Raw genomic sequence first — 22,831 nt, forward strand, 5'->3', positions numbered from 1 at the left:
TGTAGGAACGATGGCGTCAGTAGGCGCCGTGCGGCAGGCTGTAGTCGAGTTCGAGGAACTGGTGCTTCAGCCAGCTGGCGGCGGGGCCCAGCTGGTCGTCGGTGCGATGGATGACGAACAGCGGATACTGCAGCGAATCGCCGTCCTGGCCGCGCAGGCGCACCAGGCGGCCCTGCGCCAGGTCGTCGGCGATCATCGCCTCCGGCATGCTGCCCCAGCCCAGGCCCCCGCGCAGCAATGCGTGCTTCGAGTGCAGGTCGGCCAGGCGCCAGTTGGCGCGGCCCAGCACGCCGAAGTCCTGGCCCTGCGTCAGCGGGCTGCGGTCCGTCACGACCAGTTGCAGGTGCTCGCGCAGCACGGCCGTCGGCACCACGCCCTCGATCGCCGCCAGGGCGTGATGCGGCGCGCACACCGGCATCATTGCCACATGGCCTGCCAGCTGGCGCTCGATCGTGTCCGGCATCGCCACCGGCATGCCGGACACGCCCAACTCGCAGGCGCCGTCCAGCACCATCTGCGTGACGGCGCCGAGCGCTTCGGTGTGCAGGCGCAGCGAAACGGTCGGGTATTCGCGGCGGAAGGCTTCCAGCACCGTCACCAGGCGGCACATGGGGAACATCACGTCCACGACAAGGCAGACCTCCGCTTCCAGCCCGGCACCCAGCGCCTTGGCCCGGGCGCGCATGTCGTCCACCTTGGCCGATACGGCGCGCGCGTCGGCGAGCAAGGCCTTGCCGGCTTCCGTCAATGTCGGCTTGCGCCGGCTGCGGTCGAGCAGTGCGATATCGAGCTGCTCCTCCAGGTTGGCGATGGTGTAGCTGATGACGGACTGGGTACGGTGCAGCGCGCGCGCCGCGTGCGCGAAACCGCCGTGGTCGATGACGGCGATGAAAACGCGCAGCTGGTCGAGCGAAGGGAGGCCGGGGTCGCGCATATCGGAAATTTCGATAGAATCTATCGTTATAAAGTGGATTTTCTCGATACTAAACCTGTTCTAAGATGGCCGCAATCACCCAACATTTTCCAAGGAGCCCATCATGGCAACGGTCCTCAACATCAACAGCAGTGTACGTACCACCGGTTCGCTGTCGCGCCAGCTGACGGCGGAGTTCATCGCCAAGTGGCGCCAGGCGCACCCGGATGACGTCATCGTCGAACGCGACCTCGCGGCCGAGCCGGTGCCACACCTGGACGAGCAGACGCTGAGTGCATTCTTCACGCCGGCCGAGCAGCGCAATGCCGAGCAGGCCTTTGCGGCGAAGTTGTCCGACCGGCTGGTGGACGAGGTGGCCGCGGCCGACGTCATCGTCATCGGCGCGCCGATGTACAACTTCTCGGTGCCGTCCGGCCTGAAGGCCTACATCGACCAGATCGCCCGCGCCGGCCGTACCTTCAAGTACACCGAGACGGGGCCGGTGGGCCTGTTGACCGGGAAGAAGGTCTACATCGTCACGGCCAGCGGCGGCGTGTACAGCGAAGGCCCCGGTGCCGGCTTCGACTTCCTGGCGACCTACCTGCGCGCCGTGCTGGGCTTCCTGGGCCTGACGGACATCACGTTCATCCGCGCCGAGGGCGTGGCGCTGGGCGAGCAGGCGGTGGCGGACACGCTGGCGAAGAGCCGCAGCGCCATCGACGAGCTGGCCGCGGCGTAAGCGCGCAGCGGGCAGGGCGGCGGCCGCAATTTTCGCCGCCGTCCTGAAGGAATCCGTTGCAGCCGTTATCATATCGGCATGCCCGCAACGGAGCCTTGAATGAAACACCAACTGCATTTGCTGATCATCGACCCGCAGAACGACTTCTGCGACTTGCCGCCGGCCTACCGGCCGCTCAATCCGGCCACCGGCGCGGCCGTCGCGCCGGCGCTGCCGGTACCGGGCGCCCATGCCGACATGCGCCGCCTGGCGGAGCTGATCGAACGGGGCCGCCACGGCATCGAAGCGATCAGCGTCACCCTCGATTCGCACCACCGCTACGACATCGCCCACCCGACGTTCTGGGTCGGCGCCGATGGCGGTCCCGTCGCGCCATTCACGCAGATCTCGGCCGAGGACCTGCGCGCCACGCGCTACCTGCCGCGCCACCCGCAAGCCCGCGCCCGCGCCCAGGCCTACCTGGACGCGCTGGAAGCGGCCGGTCGCTACCAATTGATCGTCTGGCCCGTCCATTGCGAGATCGGTTCCTGGGGCCACAATGTGCACGACGACGTGCGCGCCGCCTACAACCGCTGGGAAGACGCGGCGCTGGGCGTGGTGAAGAAGATCGCCAAGGGCTCCAATCCCTGGACCGAACACTACTCCGCCGTGATGGCGGAAGTGCCGGACGATGCCGACCCGGACACGCAGCTGAACCGCAGCCTGATCGACAGCCTGCTGCGATCCGACCGCGTCTACATCGCCGGCGAGGCCGGCAGCCACTGCGTCAAGGCGACCACGGAACACATCGTCGAGCAATTCGAGGCGCACGATCCCGCTGCGCTGGCGAAGCTGGTGCTGATCACTGACTGCATGAGCCCCGTCACGGGCTTCGAAGCGCAGCAGCAGGACTTCCTGGCGCGCATGCGCGCCAAGGGTGTGCAGATGGCGCAGTCCGGCGACGTGCTGCAGGAACTGCTGGTCAATGCGGGGCGCTGAGATGACGAACCTGACCGCTACCCCGACCGCTACCCCCTTCGTGCCTGTCGTACGCAGCCTGCTGGAGACGGACCTCTATAAATTCTCGATGTGGCAGGCCTTGCTGCACTGGCACCCGGGCGCGCAGACCGAATACGAATTCCGCTGCCGGAACAAGCCGGCCTATCCGCTGGCCGAGCTGAAGGAAGAGGTCGAGCGCCAGCTGGACCACCTGTGCACCATGTCGTTCACGGAAGAAGAGCTGGCCTACCTGCGCTCGCTGCGCTACATCAAGAGCGACTTCGTCGACTTCCTGACCGTGTTCCGCTTCCAGCGCAAGTTCATCACGGTGACGACCGAGGGCGACGAGCTGGCGATCCACGCGATCGGCCCGCAGGTGCATGTGATGGGCTTCGAGATCTTCGTGCTGTACATCGTCAACGAGCTGTATTTCCGCCGCTTCGACCAGGCCGCGGCGCTGGCGGAAGGGCGCCGCCGCCTGGACGCGAAGATCGCGGCGCTGAAGGAATTCGGCCAGCAGCCGATGCAGCGCAATCCGTTCGAGTTCTCCGACTTCGGCGTGCGCCGGCGCTTCTCGGCCGCGTGGCATGACGAGGTGGTGGAGCGCCTGGCGGCCGAGGTGCCGGAGTTCTTCAAGGGCACGTCCAACGTCTACCTGGCGATGCGCTATAAGATCCACCCGATCGGCACGATGGCGCATGAGTACATGCAGTCGTTCCAGGCCTTCGGCGTGCGGCTGCGCGACTTCCAGAAGGCCGCGCTGGAGGACTGGGTGCAGGAATTCCGCGGCGACCTGGGCACCGCGCTGACGGACGTCGTCGGCATGGACGCCTTCCTGCGCGACTTCGACCTCTACTTCGCCAAGCTGTTCGACGGCCTGCGCCACGATTCGGGCGACCCGGTCGTATGGGGCGAGAAGGCGATCGCGCACTACCTCAAGCTGCGCATCGACCCGAACACCAAGCGCCTGGTCTTCTCGGACGGGCTGGACCTGGACAAGGCCATCGCGCTGTACCGCCACTTCGCCGACCGCATCACGACCGGCTTCGGCATCGGCACCTGGCTCACCAACGACCTGGGCATCCAGCCGCTCAACATCGTCATGAAGCTGGTACGCTGCAATGGCCAGTCGGTGGCCAAGCTGTCGGATTCGCCGGGCAAGACGATGTCGAAGGACGAGACCTTCCTGGCTTATCTGCGCCAGGTGTTCGAGATCCAGCAGTAACGCCAGAGGCAACGGTGACAGGCTCCGGCAGGTGCCTGTCACCAAGGGTCAAGCTTCCACTCCGCCAAAGCGCAGCATGATGGTATTGGCCTGCTCGCGTTCCTGCTCGGTGTCGACGTCGACGCTGAGCAGCGCGGCCGGGCGGGCGACCGGGTGATCCGTGTCGTCGGCATCGTCCGGCGTCAGCGAATCCATGATGTTGTCGACGGCATTCGTCGTCGTGTCCTGCGCGCGCGCGTCGTGCAGGTTCAGCTGCACGGCCGAACCGTGGAAGCCGGCCTGCAGCAGCGCGGCGCGGGCGCTCTCGGCGTCCGCGACCTGTTTGAAATTGCGATGGATCGTGTCGGGCATGGTGCTTCCTCCTCTATGAACTTGGCTCCATTGTGCTGCAAAAAAGGCAAGCATGTCGTCCCGATGGGACACCGCGCCCGATGAAAGGAAGGAATATGCTGGAAACCGAACGGCTGCTGCTGCGCCCCTGGCGCGCCGGCGACGTGGCGCCGTTTGTCGCCATCAGCGCCGATCCGGCCGTCACGGAATTCCTGCCGGGTCCGCTGTCGGCGGACGAGGCGAGGGCGCTGTTCACCCGGCAGAACGCACTGTATGAGCTGTACGGCACCTGCTATTTCGCGGCGCAGCTGAAGGCGACGGACGAGCTGGTGGGCTTTGTCGGCGTGAAGTACGTCGATGCCAGGCTGCCGTTCGCGCCGTGCTACGAGGTCGGCTGGCGGCTGGGTTCGCAGTGGTGGGGCGCCGGTCTCGCGACCGAGGGCGCGCGCGCGGCGCTGCGCCATGGCTTCGACAAGCTGGGGCTGGATGAGATAGTGTCGTTCACGGTGCCGGCCAACGTGCGTTCGCGGCGGGTGATGGAGCGGTTGGGGATGGTGCGCGATGTGGCCGGAGACTTCGATCACCCGGCGCTGCCCGCGGGGCATCCGCTGGCGCGGCATGTGCTGTACCGCCTGGGTTGCGCGAGGTCGCCAGGGCCTGTCCCCGCCTAGCGGCCGACCCTGAAGTTGCGCTGAGCCGTCGATACGCGACGGACTTCGGGGTCCGTCCCCTGCGGGGACTGACCCTAATGCCGCTAAGTTAAGAGAAAAGTAGCTGGGTTAGGGTCTGTCCCCGCAGGGGACTGACCCTGGTTTTAATCGCAGAACCATGCGACTTGCGCGATGAAAACCGGGGTCAGTCCCAAAAAACGGGACAGACCCCAAGCGAGCGTCTGTTCTCTGCGCGCCAAAATTCCTTAACTTAGCGGCATTAGGGACTGACCCCAACCACCGTCAGCGCGACTGGTCCTTGTTGTACAAGTCGCGCTGGTCCGCGCCCGTGCTGCCGGCGCCGGACGGGCTGCCGCGGCCTTGCTCGCCGCTCTGGCGGTTCTGCTGGGTCTGCTGGTTTTGCTGGTTTTGCTGATTCCCACCCGAGGCGTTGCCATGGCCGATCAGGTCGCCCGAGCGGCTGTCCTCGACGCGCTGGCCGCCCGATTCCGGCACGGCGGCGGAGCCCATATTGCCGCCGCCCGCATTCTGCAGCCCATCCGGGTCGGATGGCCGCATCGAGCCGCCCAGGCCGCCCGGCTGGGCATCGCCTTGCTGCTGGCGGTTGCCCCCGCCGCGACTCAGGCTGCCCATGCCGCCCATGCCCGGGTCGAGATCGCCGCTGCGATTGCCGCTGGCGAAGCCGCGGTCGTCCAGTTGCGAATCCGAGCCATCGGACAGCAGGTCGTCCGTGCGGCCGCCCGATTGCTGGTTGCCGCCCGCATGCGCTGCCTCGTCGTAACCCTCCTTGGTGCCGACGTGGCCGGTGGCGCCGGTGCCCATCGAGCCGGCGCTCGTCGTGCCGTCATGGGTTTTCTGGTACAGGTCGCGGCCTTTTTCTTTTCCTTCGTTCTGCATGATCGTCTCCCTAACGAGGTTGAATACCCGTACATCGTAGGGGGAGCGGTCGCCGCATGGCATAGGTGCACGGGTAGACGTCCTGTAGGACTATGGCGGACGCAAAAAAAACGGCGGAGCAAGCTCCGCCGTTCTTGTCGAGCAACAGCCCCGATCAGCGCTGCATCTTGCGGCGCTGCGCGTAGCCGACGGCCAGCAGACCCATGGCCAGCATCATGTAGGTGGCAGGTTCCGGCACGGCCGTGATGACGCCCGGGCCGCCGATCGTCACGCTGTACTTGCCGGCGTCGCCATTGGAATAAGCCGTGAACACCAGCACGTAGTTGCCGGCTTCCAGGTCGCCGTAGAAGCCGGAGGTGGTGCCGCCGAACAAGTCGTCGCTGCCACCCAAGCCGTTCGTCAGCGGATCGGCCGCGTCGAACGAGTTCTGGTACAGGAACATCATGCCATCGTAATCCGAGGTCAGCAGGAAAGTGTACTCGCCGCCGGCGTCCAGGTTGAACGCGAACGTGCGGTAGGCCACGTCGGTGCCGACTATGGACAGGTCGGACAGGTCTTCCAGCGGACGGTTGTAGGTAGGCCCGCCAGTGGTGTCGCCGGTGTGAGTGTAGATATCTGCCTGCGCGGACTGGGCCATGCCGGCAAACAGTGCACCGATCACGAGCACTGCACGGAAGAATTTGCTGACGTTCATGGGTGGCTCTCTTTCTGATAGTGGAAAACCTGACAAACTCATCAGGGTCTTATAAGTATTGCATGGTATTTCCACAAAAAATCTGCTGCCAGCCAAGAACTTGCGGTAGTGTTGTGTAAACGTAAATTGCTTCCTTTGTCATGAAAGTTATGCTAGTCCGCATCAGCGTTCGCGCATGCTTTCGCTGGTATGCACGATCAATGGCGACAGGAAATAGTCAATCACGCGCCGCTTGCCGGTCTTGACCTCGACCGTCACCGCCATGCCCGGCGACAGGTTGACGGCCGTGCCGTCCACGTCGATGCTGGCCTTGTCCATGCGCACCCTCGCCGAATAGACGAGGCCGCGCTTTTCGTCATTGATGGCGTCGTGCGACACGGACGTGACGTGCGCGTGCACCGTGCCATATTTCGTGTACTGGAAGGTTTCGAACTTGACCTCGGCGTCCTGGCCCGGCTTGACGAAGCCAATGTCCTTGTTCTCCAGAAAGGCCTCCACTTCCAGCGCGTGATCGCGCGGCACCACCACCATCAGCGGCTGCGCCGGGGTGACGACGCCTCCGACCGTGTGCACCGCCAACTGCTGTACGGTGCCATCGACCGGCGACGTCAGCCGCATCAGCTGGCCGCGCGTGCTGGCCTTGCGCAGCTCCTGTTCCAGGGCGGCGACCTTCTGCTGGCCATCGGTGATGCTGTCCAGGCTCAGGCGGCGGGTTTCCGCCAGCAGTTCCGCGCGTTGCCCGCGCGCCTCGCGCAGGGCCGCCTCGATTTCCTTCTTCCGGCTGGACAGGTTGGCCAGGTCGCCCTCGACCTCGATGCGGGCCTGCTCGCGTTCCAGGTAGCCGTGCTTGGAAGCGAAGTTCTGCTCGACCAGGCGCTGGTAGTCCTGGGCGCGCTGGCGCGCGATCGGCAGGGTCTGTTCCAGCTTGCGCACCAGCTCCTGCGCCGAGCGCAGCTCCGCCTCGCGCTTGGCCACCTCCGCGTCGATGCGGGCCTGGCGCGCGCCCAGCTCCGCCATCTGCGACGCCAGCAGGCGCTGTGCCTCGACGTAGCGCAGCTCGTCCACGCCGCCCGGGCGCGCCAGCCGCGGGCTGCCGCCATGGTCCAGTGCCGCCAGCAGCGCCTGGCCGCGCGCCACCTGCAGCCGCGCCACCGCCAGGTCGCTGGCGACGCGGTCCGCGTCGGCCGTGGCCGTGGTGGCATCGAGTTCGATCAGCACGTCGCCGGCCTTGACGAGCTGGCCGTCCGTGACATGGATCGCCTTCACGGTCGCCGTCTCGAAAGGCTGGATGGTCTTGGTGCGGTCGTTCGGCACGACCTTGCCCTGTGCCGTCGCTACCAGGTCGACGTGACCGAAGCAGGCCCACAGCAGGGCCAGCGCGACGAAGCCGATCAGCAGCCACATCGCCACGCGCGGCGCCGGCGAGACCGGCGTCTCCTGCAGCGCCAGCGCGGCCGGCAGGAACTGCGCCTCATGGGGCAGGCGCGGCACCGGTTCCATCCGGTGCCGCTGGGCCCAGGCCTGGCGCCATACGGCGCCGTAGCGTTTCGACAGGTCGCCGAACGCCTGCAATGTCATCGTGATGCTCATGTCTGTGCTCTTTCCTTAACCGTGCTGCATGCCGTGCAGGCGCGCGTAGTGGCCGCCCTCGATCGCCAATAGCTCGGCGTGGCGGCCCGTCTCCACTACCTGGCCCCGTTCCATGACGACGATACGGTTGGCATCGCGCACGGCCGACAGGCGGTGGGCGATGACGATCACCGTGCGGCCGCGGCAGATCGCCTTCATATTGTTCTGGATGATGCGTTCGCTCTCGTAGTCCAGGGCGCTGGTGGCCTCGTCGAAGATCAGCACGCGCGGGTTCGTCATCAAGGCGCGCGCGATGGCGATGCGCTGGCGCTGGCCGCCGGACAGCGACGAGCCGTGCTCGCCCACCAGCGTGTCGTAGCCCTCGGGCAGTTCGAGGATGAACTCGTGCGCGCCGGCCAGCTTGGCGGCCTCGATCACGGCCGCCAGCGGCGCGCCCGGATCGGCCAGCGCGATGTTGTCGCGGATGCTGCGCGCGAACAGCACGTTCTCCTGCAGCACCACGCCGATCTGCCGGCGCAGCGACGTCGAGTCGGCCAGCGCCAGGTCCATGCCGTCCACCAGCACGCGGCCCCGTTCCGGCACGTACAGCCGCTGCACCAGCTTGGTCAGCGTGCTCTTGCCGGAACCGGAGCGGCCGACGATGCCGATCACTTCGCCCGGCGCGATCTGCAGCGACACGCCCTTCAGCACCTCCGGCCCGTCCGGGCGGTAGCGGAACACCACGTCGTCCAGCGTGATCTGGCCGGCCAGCGCGGGCAGGGGGCTCTTGTTGCCGGCCACCTCGGTACGCGTGTTCAGGATGTCGCCCAGGCGCTGCACGGAAATACCGGTCTGCTGGAAATCGGTCCACAGCTGCGCCAGCCGCATCACCGGCTGCGCCACCTGCGCCGCCAGCATGTTGAAGGCGATCAGCTGGCCGACAGAGAGCTGGTTGTCGATGACGAGGCGGGCGCCGACGTACATCGTCGCCACCGTGACCAGTTTCGACACCAGGGTGACGCCGCTGCCGGCCAGGGTGCCGATGGTCGCGGTGCGGAAGCTGGACGACACGTAAGCCGCCAGCTGGTTGTCCCACTTGCGCGTCCAGTGCGGCTCCACGGCCATCGCCTTGACGGTATCGATGCCGCTGATGGTCTCCACCAGGAAGGCCTGGTTCTCCGCGCTGCGGGCGAACTTCTCGTTCAGGCGCGCGCGTAGCACGGGCGTAAACAGCGCCGACAGGATCACGTAGCAGGGCAGCGACAGGATGACGATGAGGCTGAGCCAGCCGCTGTAGCTGAGCATGACGGCGATGAACACGACCGAGAACAGCAAATCCAGCACCAGTGTGATCGCATTCCCGGTCAGGAAGGAGCGGATGTTTTCCAGCTCGCGCACGCGCGCGACCGAGTCGCCCACGCGGCGCGCCTGGAAATAGGCCAGCGGCAGGGCCAGCAGGTGGCGGAACAGCCGCGCGCCCAGTTCCACGTCGATGCGGCTGGTGGTGTGCGCGAACACGTAGCTGCGCAAGGTGGTCAGCGCCACTTCGAACAGCATCACGGCGACCAGGCCGACGGCGATCACGTCCAGCGTGGTGAAGCCGCGGTGCACCAGCACCTTGTCCATCACCACCTGGAAAAAGAGGGGCGTGATCAGCGCGAAGAACTGCAGCACGAAGCTGACCACCAGCACTTCGCCCAGCAGCTTGCGGTACTTGACGATGGCGGGGATGAACCAGGTGAAATCGAATTTCGCCAGCTCGCCGGCCAGCGAAGCACGCGACGCGATCAGTACCAGCTCGCCTTCCCAGCGCTGGCGCAACTGCTCCAGCGTCAAGGTCTGCGGCCGCCCTGCCGTGGGCGACTGGATCAGCACCTGGGTGCCATGCTCGTTGCTGTCGACGCGCGCGAGGATGAAGTATTCCGGCTTGCCATCGGCGTCGCGGCCCAGCGCGATCGCGGGCAGCGGCGTCTTGTCCAGCCGGCTCGCATCGGTGCGCACGGCCTTCGCCTTCAGGTCCAGCTTCCTGGCCGCCAGCAGCAGGTCGGCCGTAGCGAGCGTGCCGCCGGGCGGCGCGAATTCGTGCGCCAGCTGGTCGGGATCGGCCGCCACGCCGTGCAGGCGCGCCATCATCACGAGGCAGGCCACGCCGCTGTCAATGCGCGGCGGCAGTGGCGGTTCGGTGCCGGGGCAGGGCGGGGGCGTGCGATAAGGAGCGTCGTCGCGCATGAGGTCCTCGATAGTGCGAAACAAAAATGACCTGCCCCGGCCACGCGGGCCGGGTGCAGGGAAAAACGATGGAGCCAGGGCGGCAGGCATCCCGGCCGGAGCCGGGATGCCGCGCGCGCTTATTTCCAGTTGGCCGCGATGACCGGGTTCAGCGCCGCCTGGTAGTCGGCGGGCAGCGAGGTCTGGCCCGGCACCGGCGGCGCGAACGCCGCCATGGCCGACACCAGCGCCTCCACCTGGCCTTCCAGCAGGTGCTTGCCGTTGGCGAGATCGAAGCCGTCGACACGGTATGCGCTGCCGCTGTACCAGTTGCGGATGGTCAGCTTGTCGTTGGTCTCGATCAGGGTCAGCTGCAGGTCGCTGCCGCTCTTTTGCAGCCAGATCTGGCCTTCCGCCACACCCGCCCCGAAGGCGACGCGGTCGTCGCTGGCGCCGCCGTCGTAGCTGCTGATGCTGTCCGCACCGGCACCCTTGCCGAACAGGTACTTGTCGCTGCCGGCGCCGCCGTCCAGCGTGTCGTTGCCGGCGCCGCCCTCGAGCGTGTCGTTGCCGGCCTGGCCGGACAGCGCGTCGGCACCCTCGTTGCCCAGCAGGCTGTCGTTGCCGGCGCCGCCATCGAGCTGGTCGTCGTTCAGGCCACCTTTCAGCACGTCGTCGCCGTCCTCGCCGTACAGGTTGTCGTCGCCCGCGCCGCCGTCCAGCGTGTCGTTGCCGGCACGGGCGCGCAACGTGTCCTCGCCGCCCAGGCCGGCCAGGCTGTCGGCGCCCGCGTAGCCGATCAGTGTGTCGTTGTCGGCGCCGGCCGCCAGCACCTTCTGCTTGACGGTGGCCACGTTCCAGGTGGTGCCGTCGGCGAAGCGGATTTCCTCGACCTGGTAGCCGTAGGTGGCATCCTGGCTGAAGTAGTTGTTGACGCGCAGGCTGTCGCTGCTGCCGGCGAGCGACAGCACCAGCGTGTCGCCGTCGCGCTGCAAGACCACGTCGGCGGCCGCCACGCCATTGGCCAGCTGGATCCGATCGAGCTTGCCCGCCGTGCTTTCGTGGGCGCTGATGGTGTCCTTGCCCGCGCCCCGGCCGAACAGGTAGACGTCGTTGCCGCTACCGCCGTCGAGCGTGTCGTTGCCGGCGCCGCCTTCCAGCGTGTCGTTGCCGGCCTGGCCGTAGAGGGTATCGTCGCCGTCGCCGCCCTGCAGGCTGTCGTTGCCGGTGCCGCCGTCCAGGCGATCGTTCTGCAGCCCGCCGCGCAGCACGTCGTCGCCATCCTCCCCAGCCAGCTGGTCGTCGCCCCAGCCGCCGTCGAGGGTGTCGTTGCCGGCGCGGCCATACAGCGCGTCGTCGCCCAGCAGGCCGACCAGGCTGTCGTTGCCGGCGTAGCCGTACAGGCTTTCGCTGTCGTTGCCGCCGGCCTGCACCTTGGCCTTGATGGCGGCCAGGTCCCAGGTGGTACCGTCGGCAAAGCGGATCTGCTCGACCTGGTAGCCATAGGTCGCATCGGCATAGAAGTGGCTGGCCACGCGCAGGGTGTCGCCGCTGCCGGCGATCGACAGCACCAGCGCGTCGCCATCGCGCTTGAGCGTGACGTCCGCTGCCGCGATGCCGGCGCCCAGCTGGATCACGTCCAGCTTGCCGGCCGTGCTGTCGTAGCCGCTGATTGTGTCCTTGCCGGCGCCGCGGCCGAACAGGTAGGCGTCGTTGCCGGCGCCGCCGTCGAGCGTATCGTTGCCGCTGCCGCCGTCGATCGTGTCGTTGCCGGCCTGGCCGTGGACGGTGTCGTCGCCGTCGCCGCCTTGCAGGTTGTCGGCGCCGTTGCCGCCATCGAGCCGGTCGTTGTTGGCGCCGCCGCGCAGCACGTCGTCGCCGTCATCGCCGGCCAGCTGATCTTCGCCCGTGCCGCCGTCGAGGGTGTCGTTGCCGCCCTTGCCGGATACCGTGTCGTCGCCGGCCAGCCCGGCCAGGTTGTCCGCCGTGGCGTAGCCGTACAGCGTGTCGCTGTCGGTGCCGGCGGCCTGCACGCGCGCCTTGACCGTGGCCAGGTCCCAGGTCGTGCCGTCGGCGAAGCGGATTTCCTCGACCTGGTAGCCATAGGAGGCGTCGTTGTAGAAATAGCTGCCGACGCGCAGCGTGTCGGCCGTGCCGTTGATCGACAGTACCAGCGCGTCGCCGTCGCGCTTGAGCGTGACGTCGGCAGCCGCGATGCCGGCGCCGAGCCTGACGACGTCGACCTTGCCCGCCGTGCCGTCGTGCGCGCTGATCGTATCCCTGCCGGCGCCCCGGCCGAACAGGTAGACGTCGTTGCCGGCGCCGCCGTCCAGCGTGTCGTTGCCGGCGCCGCCTTCCAGCGTGTCGTTGCCGGCCTGGCCGTAGACGGTGTCGTCGCCGTCGCCGCCCTGCAGGAGGTCGGCGCCGTTGCCGCCGTCGAGGCGGTCGTTGTGCAGCCCGCCGCGCAGCACGTCGTCGCCGTCCTCGCCGGCCAGCTGGTCGTCGCCCCAGCCGCCGTCCAGCGTGTCGTTGCCGGCGCGGCCGGACAGCGTGTCGTCGCCCAGCAAGCCGGCCAGGTTGTCCGCGCCCGCGTAGCCGATCAGCGCATCGTTCTCGCCGGTGGCCGCCGTGACCTTGGCCTTGACCGCGGCGACGTCCCACGTGGTGCCGCTGGCGAAGCGGATCTGCTCGACCTGGTAGCCGCCGGCGCCATCGGTGTTGAAGTAGCTGGAAACGCGCAGCGTGTCGCCGGTGCCCTTGATTGCCAGCACCAGCGTGTCGCCTTCGCGTCCCAGCACCACGTCCGCCTCCGCCACCTCGGCGCCCAGCACGATGGCATCGACCTTGCCGGCCGTGACGTCATAGCCGCCGATCGTGTCGCGACCGGCGCCCTTGCCGAACCTGTAAACGTCGCTGCCGTCGCCGCCATACAGCGCGTCGTTGCCGGCACCACCGTCCAGCGTGTCGTTGCCGGCCTGGCCGTACAGCGTGTCGTTGCCGGCGCCACCTGCCAGGTTGTCGCCGGCTGGGGTGCCGTTGATGCTGACGCTCGGCGCTGGCGTCACCGTCACCAGCTTCGACTTGACGGTGGCGTAGTCCCACGTGGTGCCGTCGGCGAACTTCAGGTGTTCCATGACGTAGGCGGAAGCGCCGTCGTTGTAGAAGTAGCTCTGCACGCGCAGCGTGTCGTCGCTGCCATTGATGGCGATCAGCAGGTCGTCGCTGACGCGCGTCAGCGTCACGCCGCCCGCCGCGATGCCGGCGCCCAGCAGGATCGCGTCCGCATTGGTGCCGACGGCGTCGCCATCGTGGTTGTTGATCGTGTCCTGGCCGCCGCCCTTGCCGAACTGGTACAGGTCGGCGCCGCTGCCGCCCTGCAGGTAGTCGCCGCCGGTGCCGCCGTCGAGGGTGTCGTTGCCGGCATCGCCGTACACGTTGTCGTTGCCTTCGTTGCCGTGCACCAGGTCGTTGCCGTTGCCGCCGTAGACGGTGTCCTGGCCGACGCCACCACGCGCGCTGTCGTTGCCGTCGCCGCCCTGCAGGTTGTCGTTGCCGGAAGCGCCGGTCAGCGCGTCGTCGCCGGCCTGGCCGTACAAGACGTCGTTGCCCTCGCCGCCGGCCAGCGTGTCGGCCGTGGCGTAGCCGTGCAGCGTGTCGTTGTTGGCGCTGCCTGCCTGCACCTTGGCCTTCACGGCCGCGATGTCCCACGTGGTGCCGTCGGCGAAGCGGATCGTCTCGACCGTGTAGTTCGACGCGGCCTCGCCGTGGAAGTAGCTTTGCACGCGCAGCGTGTCGCCGCTGGCGGCCAGGGTCAGCACGAGGTCGTCGCCGGTCCGCGTCAGCGTCACGCCGGCCGGGGCGATGCCCGCGCCCAGCTGGATCGTGTCCGCATTGGTGCCCAGCGCGTCGTTGTCGTAGTTGTACAGCGTGTCCTGGCCGGCGCCGGTGCCGAACAGGTAGACGTCCGCGCCGGCGCCGCCGGCCACGTAATCGTTGCCGGCACCGCCATCGAGCGTGTCGTTGCCCGCTTCGCCGTACAGCGTGTCGTGCTGCTCGTTGCCCTGCAGGTTGTCGTTGCCGGCGTCGCCCGACAGGGTGTCGTTGCCGATGCCGCCGCGCGCGATGTCGTTGCCGTCGCCGCCCTGCAGCCGGTCGGCGCCGGCGGCGCCATCGAGCACGTCGTCGCCGGCACCACCGTAGACCGTGTCGTTGCCTTCGCCGCCGTTCAGGGTGTCCGCGCCGGCATAACCGTACAGCAGGTCGTTGTTGCCGGTGCCGGCCTGCACCTTGGCCTTGACCGTCGCCACGTCCCAGGCGGTGCCGTCGGCGAAGCGCAGCATCTCGACCGCGTAGCTGGAGGCGCCGTCGCTGTTGAAGTAGGCCTGCACGCGCAGGGTGTCGTCGCTGCCGTTGATGGCGATGACGAGGTCGTCGCCGGTGCGGCTCAGCGCGACGCCGGCCGGCAGGACGCCGGCGCCCAGCTGGATCGTGTCGGCATTGGTGCCGGCCGCGTCGTTGTCGGCGTTGTAGATCGCGTCGCGGCCGGAGCCCTTGCCGAACAGGTAGACGTCTGCGCCGGCGCCGCCTTGCAGGTCGTCGTTGCCGCTGCCGCCATCGAGCGTGTCGTTGCCGGCTTCGCCGTACAGTGTGTCGTTCTGTTCGTTGCCGTACAGGCCATCGTGGCCGCTGCCGCCGTACAGCACGTCGTTGCCGAGGCCCCCGCGCGCCGTGTCGTCGCCGTCGCCCGCCTGCAGGTAATCGGCACCGCCGCCGCCGCGCAGGCTGTCGTTGCCGGCATAGCCGTACAGCGTGTCGTTGCCTTCATTGCCGTCCAGCGTGTCGGCGCCGGCATAGCCGTACACGGTGTCGTTGCCCAGCGTGGGCACCTGCACCATCGTCTTGATGATCGCCGTGTCGAGCATGCTGCCGTCGGCGAAGCGGATGGTCTCGACGACGTAGCTATTGGCGGCGTCGCCGTTGAAGTAGCTTTGCACGCGCAGTACGTCGTCCGTGCCCTTGATGGCGATGAGCAGGTCCTCGCCGGCCCGGTGCAACGCCACGTCGGCCTGGGTGATGCCGGCGCCCAGCTGGATCGTGTCGGCGCTGGTGCCGACCGCGTCGTTGTCGTGGTTGGCGACGGTGTCCTGGCCCGAGCCCTTGCCGAACAGGTAGACGTCGGCGCCGGCGCCGCCGCTCAGGTAGTCGTTGCCGCTGCCGCCATCGAGCGTGTCGTTGCCGGCTTCGCCGTACAGGTTGTCGTTGTGGGCATCGCCGCGCACGCTGTCGTTGCCGTTGCCGCTATAGACCGTGTCGTTGCCGGCGCCGGCGCGCACCGTGTCGTTGCCTTCGCCCGCCACCAGGTAGTCGGCGCCGTTGCCGCCGTCGATCGTGTCGTCGCCGCCGTAGCCGTAGACGGTATCGTTGCCGTCGCCGCCGCCGATGCTGTCGGCGCTGGCATAGCCGAGCAGGGAATCGGCACCGGCGCTGGAGGCGAGCACCTTGGCCTTGACCGTGGCGACATCCCATGCGGTACCGTTGGCGAAGGCGATCTTCTCGACCGCGTAAGGTGCGCTGCCGTCGCTGTTGAAGTAGCTCTGTACGCGCAGGGTGTCGTCGGTGCCGTTGATGCGCACGATCAGGTCGTCGCTCACGCGGCTCAGCGACACGCCTTCCGGCGCGATGCCGGCGGCCAGCTCGATGGTGTCCGCATTGGTGCCGGCGGCGTCGCTGTCGTGGTTGTACACCGTGTCCTGGCCGGCGCCCTTGCCGAACAGGTAGACGTCGGCGCCGGCGCCACCGCTCAGGTAGTCGTTGCCGCTGCCGCCATCGAGTGTGTCGTTGCCGGCTTCGCCGTACAGGTTGTCGTTGCCGCCTTTGCCCAGCAGGAGGTCGTTGCCGTCGCGGCCATACAGCGTGTCCGCGGCGTCGGTGCCGGTCAGCAGGTCGGGGCGCGAGGTGCCCGTCAGGTTGTGTTCCGTAGCGGCGGCAAAGCGCACCGTCCAGCTGCTCAGCTCTTCGCTGAAGCTGGCCAGCTCCGGCGCGGCGCCGATCTGGCGCGCCAGGAAAGCGCTGGCATTCCAGCCCAGCTTGGCCAGCTTGACTTCGCCGAACGCGCTGAGGAACTCGACCAGGTCGACGATGCCTTGCTGCGGGTTGGCCTTGATGGCCTGGGTGAAGGCCGCTTCCAGTTGCGTGAACGAGAATACCGGGAACTCGCCCTGCATCGTGGTGCCGATCTTGTCGTAGTAGGGCTTCAGGCGCGTTTCCAGCAGCAGCGATTCGTAGATGTCCGTCTTGAAGCGCTCGTAGGCCAGCGTGATGCTGGTGACCTGCTCGGCCGCCAGCGCGACCGTCACGTTGCCCGACGTCGCGGTCAGCGGCGTGAAGCGCGCCTGGCCGTTGGCGCCGCCATAGGTGAAGCCCATGAAGCGTTCCACCACGCCCAGCTTGCGCACGAACTCGTCGTAGGCGGGCGTGCCGGCGGTCAGGCCGGCCAGGGTGTAGGTCAGTTTGACGCCGCTGGATGCCAGCGCGTCCGCCTGCGCCTTGAGCGGCTTCAGGTCGGCCGTATTGGCCCACTTCTCGATGAAGGTGTCGAGCTGGCCGATCTGGCCGGCGCGGGTGGTTTGCGCCACATAGCCCTGCACCGTGTTGCCCAGGTCGGACGACAGGCTGATGGCCTCGTCCAGGTCGCGCACGCGGCCGGAACCGCGCAAGGTCGGCAGCGCCTTGGCCTGGGCGGTCAGCGGCACGTGGTCGGTGAACTGGCGGTAGAAGGTGTTGACCAGCAGGTCCAGGTTGGCGGCCGCGCCATTGGTCTCGCCGGTGGTGCCCGTGGTGCCGTTGGAACGGATGAAGGTGCCGGCGGCCGTCTGGATATTGCCGTTGCCCAGGTCCGTGCGCACGGCCGTGGCATTGACGCCGATGCCGACGATGCCGTTCGCACCCAGCGTGGACAGCTCGCCCGCCTGGGTGACGCCGTCCTGGTTCAGGTCGCGCCAAATGCGCAGGTTGGCGAACACGCTGTCGCTGCCATCGAGCTTGCCGTCACGGTTGGCGTCCAGGTCGCGCAAGGCGTCGAAGCCGTCGCTGGCGAACTGGCCGTTCGATTTGATGGTGTCCACGCCGAACAGCTCGCGGCCCGAGTCGATCGTGCCGTTGCCGTTGCGGTCCATGACCAGCCAGCCATCGTCCGGCTTGACCCAGCCGGTGCCGGTGCGCACGCCGTCGGCGTCGTGGTCGAACAGCACGACGGTGCCGTTGCGAGTGCTGGTGGTCTCGATGCCGTCGCCGTCCAGGTCCAGCACGAGCGGATCGCGCCGCGGTGGGGTGGTGCCGTTGGCACCGGCGCCGCCGCCGCCACCGCCGGGACCGCCGGAGGAGCCGCCGCCCGTGCCACCGGTGCCGCCCGAGCTGCCGCCGGAGCTGCCGCCGGGGCCGTCGGGACTGCCGCCGCCGGCACCGGGCGCGCCGCCGCCGCCGCCCGGGCCGCCCGGTGCGGAAGGATCGCCGCTATCGTCGCCGCCGGCCGGCTCGCCGGGCGCCGGCAGGTCGGTATCGGAACCGGGCGACCAGTTGTCGCCCAGGTCGTCCTGTTCCGGCTCGTTCAGGCCGGCACGCTCGAGCGCCTCGTCCACCGTGGCGTTGGAGTTGGTGTCGAGCGGATCGTATGCATGGTGTTCGTTGCCGATGGCGTCCACGGCATCGACGATATTGTTCCAGTCTTCGGACAGGTCGTCGCCCGACTTGATGATCTCGCGTGGATCGTCGTTTTCGGGATCGAAGTCGGGAAAGCGGGAATCGTACGGGCCGACGGTGGTGCGGATGTCGCCGAAGGAGCCGTCCGGCTGCCTGGTGGGACCGCCCCGGGCGCCCCACTGGTTGCCGGCCGAATCCGTGTAGACGATATATTTGTGGTAATAGCCGAGTGGGCTGAGGCGGTAATACCGTACCTCGATGGTTTCTGCCATGTTGTTATTCCCTAATTTTGTATGGAGATTGTTTTACAGCGCGCGGTAAATCAGCAGGCCGCTGGCGTGTTTCACTTTATCGTTGTCGAAAATAATGACGACGCGGATCTCGTCGTGGAAGCCGAGGCTCGCGATCAGGCCTTTTTCCTTGCGGACGGCGATCAGCGTGCGGGTCTTGTCGGCGGCTTCCGGTTGTTCGTGCAGGGTGAAGCCCTGCTGTTGCAGCCGGCGTTCGACGTCTTTCCTGCCCGTGCCCGTGGCGATATGGGATTGCACGGTCGTGGAAATGTCGATTTGGTCGGATTTGTCGGTCTGGCGGATACGCTCGATATCGGTAACGAGATTGCTGGCCATGGCGGCTCCTTGAAACAGGGCGAGAATGAGGGTCAGGAATGCGGCGGCGAGAGTGGGCATTTTTGGTGGTGAACCGTGAATGGCGCAGCGACGGTCGAGGCTGCTAAGGGCAGGGGCTATTATGCAAAAGACATCACTGTGGTATTAGGGGGTTTTGGTAAGAATATGTCGCAGATTTGTAGGAAAGCGACCGGCGCCGCGCATGGCGCACGTCAAACGCGGCGCGTGCCGTAAGTTGCAGTTCGTCAATTTCTTCTTCAGGCCCGGCATGCAAGATGCCTGGACCTGCCCGCGCATGTGCGAGGGGACAGGCCGTTACCGTCGTCCACCTCACCAGGAGCACTGCCATGCGTCGATCCATCCTTGCATTTGTTGCCGTAACCCTGTCTCTGTCTGCAGCGACTGCGCAGGCCGACGATCACAAGCTCATCGTTACCGCCGACAGCGATGCCCGTGCGGTGCTGCGTAGCGTTCCCGCGGAGGCCGCGACGGAACGGTTCGAAATGCAGCTGCCGGACGCCGCGCCGGTGAGCTATGTCGGCCTCACCGATGGCCCGGTTGGCGGCATCGTTTTCCAGGGAGGACAGCTGGTCGGGACACTGAGCCGCCCGCAGGCGGAGATGTTCTACGCCTGCCGCGGCTATGCGACGGCGCAGCAGCGTCACTGGGCGCAGGAAGGGGCCCGTTGGGGCGAGTCCTTGTTGCGTATGGCGCAGCCGGCGACGACGGTGGAGCTGGCGTTCTCTGGCATGTCCACCAGCCGCAGCCTGCGCGCGGTGCTCGACAATCCTGCACTGGGCCAGGTCCAGGCGCTGGTCGAGATGGGCACGAACCCCTTGAAGGTGGTGCGCGCATTGTCGAAGGCAGCGCGTGAGCAGAAGCGGCGCGATGCCGACGAGAACACGGCGCGTGAGCTGGGCAAGCTGGTGCCCGGCGATAGCGAAAAGCGCCTGGTCGAGGTGTCGCCGCCGGAGGACCTGGCCTTCACCGGGCAGGGCCTGGTGCTGGCATATCCGAAGCACTCGGTCGACTTCGTTGTCAACGGCGGCCGCATCGAGATCATGCAGCAGCCGTCGTTCCTGCAGCTGGCGCGCACGCGGCCTGCGGTGTTCTATGTGCCGGATGTGGTGTGGGCGAACTGCACGCCGGAGTTGTGGAGTGGGGCGGCGGCGGCGATCGCGAGTACTGGCGCAGCTGAATGAGAGGGGCATAGACATCTATCCCCAACTTGGGCACACTTGATGAAAGCTATTTTTGTCGAGTTGCCGCCATTCCAGCGCGTGCGCGATGACTATTTGGATCTGGAATCGTTCCGGGCTTTCCAGAATATGTTGATGAAGGCCCCGGACGGTGGTGACATCATTCGTGCGCTGGTGGGTTGCGCAAGGTCCGGTTCGCCGACGAGCGCCGCGGCAAAGGCAAGCGCGGCGGCCTGCGCGTCATCTATTACCGGCACGAGGCGGGCCGGTAGTTCTGGTTGTTCACCGTGTACGACAAGGATGAGGCCGGCGATCTGACCGTGCGCCAACGTGAGCTGCTGCGCGAACGGCTGGGCATGGAATTGCAGGGTAGAGGGGAGGGGTCATGACGAAACGCGATATTTTCGGCGAGGTGATGGAGGGGTTCGATGCGCTGCAGGATGCGCGGGCTGGCAAGCTGACGTTGCGGACCACCGAGGTCGAACGCAAGCCGCCGTCCGAGATGACTGCCGCCAAGGTGCGGGCGCTGCGCGAGAAGTTGCGGGTGTCGCAGCCGGTGTTCGCGCGCAAGCTGCGGACGGAGGAGCGGACCATTGCCAACTGGGAGCAGGGGGTGTCGAAGCCGAATGCGCAGGCGGCGATTTTGCTGGCGTTGGTGGAGCGGGATCCGGCTTTGTTGGAGGTTATTGCGGGGCTTTGACGGTGGCTTTCGGCGTGGAGCATTCCAGTCAGAGCAATCTGTCACCTGTCAAAGTATGTATACAAGTCTACGACGACCGGGTCTGAGTGCATCTGAAGGGCGTACGTGGCCCTTAGGTGGAGCCTGTTCCGGCATGGACAGAAAAGGTATTACAGGACCTCTTGATTACCTTGGAAGGCGCGAATAGCGCCTTCTCTTGAAACAACAAACTGCCTGCCATGTGTAACCCGTGCCTGTAACGGGAGTCACCTTTTCGAGTGTTCGGCCAAGAGAGAGCGAAACAATACGGCGCCATTAGATGCGGTAACTATAGATAGCAGTGCAACGGTGCTATTGTCCAGCGAATATGTCAGCTGGAGTGGTGCCACTGCCAATGATATCAACAGTGTCAGGTGAATGTTGATCCACTTGAGTGTCTGTTGCCAGATATGCCCAATTTTGATCGAGTTCTAGCAAAATTTCCAGTTCCGGTCGAGTTGACGGACCAAGTGTTTCCAAGTTGCTGGGATGTAATGGGACCGGTTGCCAGTAGCCGCCAGGTGTGGGGGCCCAATCGTACACCTGTCTGTATTACACATCCAGAGCCGGGGGAAGCCCCTCCGGTTTGAGGAGGCTCAGGCGGAATATAGTGTGGCTTGTTCCATTTAGTGGGATCACTGCAATAGTTAACGTATTTCGGGTCAGCGGCCCACGCTGCCTTAGCTGCCGCGATGCCGACTATTTCATACATGCTCGAGCGAGGATCCACAGCGGTGATAATTCGGTAGTGGCCGCGAGATTGTCCACCGCATATGTGCCGATGTAAATCGTGCCGGGCTGGACCAAACCATTGACTACGGGACCTTTAACATATATGGAGCCAGTGGCTTCCACGAGCCGAATGGTGCCGCCATTGTCAAAAAATCTCGATTCTTGGGCGTCTGCTGTAGGCGTATTAACATTCCTCAGAATACTAGTGATATTGTTCGTCACGGCGAAGTGGCCCATATCAATCCTTTGCTTTAATCAAAGCGTTGACTTCTACGCGGGTTAAGCATCCATTGTCAATCCAAGCGGTTACCCTTATCTGATTGTTCATCCCGGGTATTCTATCGAAGCTGGCAATTTGTTCTCTTGGCAGCGGCTCGTTCTCTTTGGTAAAGGCCTGAACTGCTGGCGGTTCCGACGAGAACGTCGGGCGAGTGCGAACTAGATTTGATATATCTTCTAGGTGCAGGCACGTATTGCGAGGAAATTCCATTAACATGTTACCGCCACTTTGGTATTTGCCGCTTCTGATATTCGGCAAATCCAGATTAGTCACGCTTGGTGCGTTTTGTAATACTTCTGCTCCCCAGCGACACGACCATTGCTTAGGGTCGCACGAATCTGGCTCCATAACGGCTCCGAACTCTGCCTGAATAGTACGTACGTCTATTCGTTGCGGGTCTCGTGCCAGAGAAAGCAGAGTTTTCAGTTTCGTCATTGCAGCTTTATTGCTGCTGACAGGCTCTTTCGTTTGGTTCGCACGGGTTTCTATAGCAAACGATGGTGCCGTGACCATGAGGAATGCGGCAGCGGTGTGGATGAGTCTTGTCTTGAACATTATTCCTCCCGACGAGTATTGTAGTTCTCGCCTCACCAATGTTTCTCACACATTGTAACAAGGATACAAAAACAACACTCCGATCTGGTAACCGGGTGGGAATATTTGAGCACAATTTTGGAGGTGGAATATTCCTGGAGGCGCTCGCCGTCCCTGATCGTCCGATATGTGAGGTAGCCCGGATATCGTAGCCAGGTTCAATCGGTGCCGGGGTCAGGTCTGTCAATCGGACATGCCATGGCGGCATCGACAATCCCTTCGGGCAGTAGCGACATCGCGCAGCGATGTCGTGAATGGGCGGATCGGGGCTGTGGTTAGGTCTGTGCATCGGACATGGCGTAACGGCTTACCGGGGCTGGGGTCAGGTCCGGGGCTGGGGTCAGGTCTGTCAATCGGACATGATGTGACGGCGTCAGCAAGCCCTCCGGGGGCGGGGGTCAGGTCTGTCAATCGGACATGATGTGACGGCGTCAGCAAGCCCTCCGGGCGGTAGCGACATCGCGGAGCGATGTCGTGAATGGGCGAATCGGAGAGCCCCGCGCTGGTAGGCGCGGGTCGGATTTGCGGCGGCGAGCATGCTCGCCGAAACCCCGCAAATCCCCCGCGTCCGTCAGGGACGGACGTGGAACCGATTCCCGCGGTCGGAACCAGAGAACAAAAGAAAAAGGCCCTGAGCGAGCTCAGGGCCTTTTTCTTTTGTTTGGTGGTGGAGACGGCGACTACCGAACGCGTAGCTGGGAGCCGCATTTTGACTGGACATGCTACGCCCTGGCGTGGCTTGTTACCCCCAAAGATACCC

At 65.9% G+C, this 22,831-nt stretch carries 15 protein-coding genes; 6 read left to right on the forward strand and 9 right to left on the reverse strand.

From position 1 onward, the window contains the following. Positions 1–16 precede the first annotated feature (16 nt). Entirely contained in the window at positions 17–934 is a 918-nt protein-coding gene (locus tag E7V67_006140) for a LysR family transcriptional regulator (GenBank protein WUR14685.1), read from the reverse strand. A gap of 103 nt (positions 935–1,037) precedes the next feature. Between E7V67_006140 and E7V67_006145 the strand changes: the two genes are divergently transcribed. From E7V67_006145 to pncB, 3 genes are all read left to right on the forward strand, one after another. After that, a complete protein-coding gene (locus tag E7V67_006145) occupies positions 1,038–1,652 on the forward strand; it encodes an FMN-dependent NADH-azoreductase (GenBank protein ID WUR14686.1) in 615 nt (204 codons plus the stop codon). Positions 1,653–1,751: 99 nt separating this feature from the next. Then, on the forward strand, positions 1,752–2,630 hold the full coding sequence (locus E7V67_006150) for a cysteine hydrolase (protein WUR14687.1): 879 nt from the start codon (positions 1,752–1,754) through the stop codon (positions 2,628–2,630). Between the two features lies 1 nt (position 2,631). Continuing rightward, on the forward strand, positions 2,632–3,855 hold the full coding sequence (gene pncB, locus E7V67_006155) for a nicotinate phosphoribosyltransferase (GenBank protein ID WUR14688.1): 1,224 nt from the start codon (positions 2,632–2,634) through the stop codon (positions 3,853–3,855). Between the two features lie 48 nt (positions 3,856–3,903). On the opposite strand, the gene E7V67_006160 is transcribed toward pncB, so the two are convergent. Continuing rightward, on the reverse strand, positions 3,904–4,206 hold the full coding sequence (locus tag E7V67_006160) for a hypothetical protein (protein WUR14689.1): 303 nt from the start codon (positions 4,204–4,206) through the stop codon (positions 3,904–3,906). A 95-nt stretch (positions 4,207–4,301) separates the two neighbouring features. Between E7V67_006160 and E7V67_006165 the strand changes: the two genes are divergently transcribed. Beyond that, positions 4,302–4,856, forward strand: a complete 555-nt coding sequence (locus E7V67_006165; protein ID WUR14690.1) for a GNAT family N-acetyltransferase — start codon at positions 4,302–4,304, stop codon at positions 4,854–4,856. 282 nt (positions 4,857–5,138) lie between these two features. Here E7V67_006165 and E7V67_006170 read toward each other — a convergent pair whose 3' ends face one another. The 6 genes from E7V67_006170 to E7V67_006195 form a co-directional block, all read right to left on the reverse strand. Beyond that, the gene (locus E7V67_006170; protein ID WUR14691.1) at positions 5,139–5,753 is read right to left on the reverse strand and encodes a hypothetical protein; all 615 of its coding nucleotides are present in this window, start codon (positions 5,751–5,753) and stop codon (positions 5,139–5,141) included. Between the two features lie 154 nt (positions 5,754–5,907). Then, positions 5,908–6,447: a PEP-CTERM sorting domain-containing protein gene (locus E7V67_006175; GenBank protein ID WUR14692.1), complete on the reverse strand. Its 540-nt coding sequence runs from the start codon at positions 6,445–6,447 to the stop codon at positions 5,908–5,910. A 162-nt stretch (positions 6,448–6,609) separates the two neighbouring features. After that, positions 6,610–8,037, reverse strand: a complete 1,428-nt coding sequence (locus E7V67_006180) for an HlyD family type I secretion periplasmic adaptor subunit (GenBank protein WUR14693.1) — start codon at positions 8,035–8,037, stop codon at positions 6,610–6,612. A 15-nt stretch (positions 8,038–8,052) separates the two neighbouring features. Further along, positions 8,053–10,245 carry a type I secretion system permease/ATPase gene (locus E7V67_006185; GenBank protein ID WUR14694.1) on the reverse strand — a complete coding sequence of 731 codons (2,193 nt, stop codon included), beginning with the start codon at positions 10,243–10,245 and terminating at the stop codon, positions 8,053–8,055. A gap of 119 nt (positions 10,246–10,364) precedes the next feature. Then, positions 10,365–18,194, reverse strand: a complete 7,830-nt coding sequence (locus E7V67_006190) for a calcium-binding protein (protein WUR14695.1) — start codon at positions 18,192–18,194, stop codon at positions 10,365–10,367. A 33-nt stretch (positions 18,195–18,227) separates the two neighbouring features. Beyond that, positions 18,228–18,608: a hypothetical protein gene (locus E7V67_006195; GenBank protein WUR14696.1), complete on the reverse strand. Its 381-nt coding sequence runs from the start codon at positions 18,606–18,608 to the stop codon at positions 18,228–18,230. 287 nt (positions 18,609–18,895) lie between these two features. Between E7V67_006195 and E7V67_006200 the strand changes: the two genes are divergently transcribed. Next, on the forward strand, positions 18,896–19,750 hold the full coding sequence (locus E7V67_006200) for a hypothetical protein (GenBank protein WUR14697.1): 855 nt from the start codon (positions 18,896–18,898) through the stop codon (positions 19,748–19,750). Between the two features lie 382 nt (positions 19,751–20,132). After that, positions 20,133–20,447, forward strand: coding sequence for a transcriptional regulator (locus E7V67_006205; protein WUR14698.1), 315 nt, complete (start codon positions 20,133–20,135; stop codon positions 20,445–20,447). Between the two features lie 988 nt (positions 20,448–21,435). On the opposite strand, the gene E7V67_006210 is transcribed toward E7V67_006205, so the two are convergent. Then, positions 21,436–22,032 (reverse strand): hypothetical protein, encoded by a 597-nt coding sequence (locus E7V67_006210; GenBank protein WUR14699.1) that lies wholly within the window; start codon positions 22,030–22,032, stop codon positions 21,436–21,438. Positions 22,033–22,831 lie beyond the last annotated feature (799 nt).

The organism is [Empedobacter] haloabium (genome assembly GCA_008011715.2).
GTDB lineage: Bacteria > Pseudomonadota > Gammaproteobacteria > Burkholderiales > Burkholderiaceae_D > Rugamonas > Rugamonas haloabia.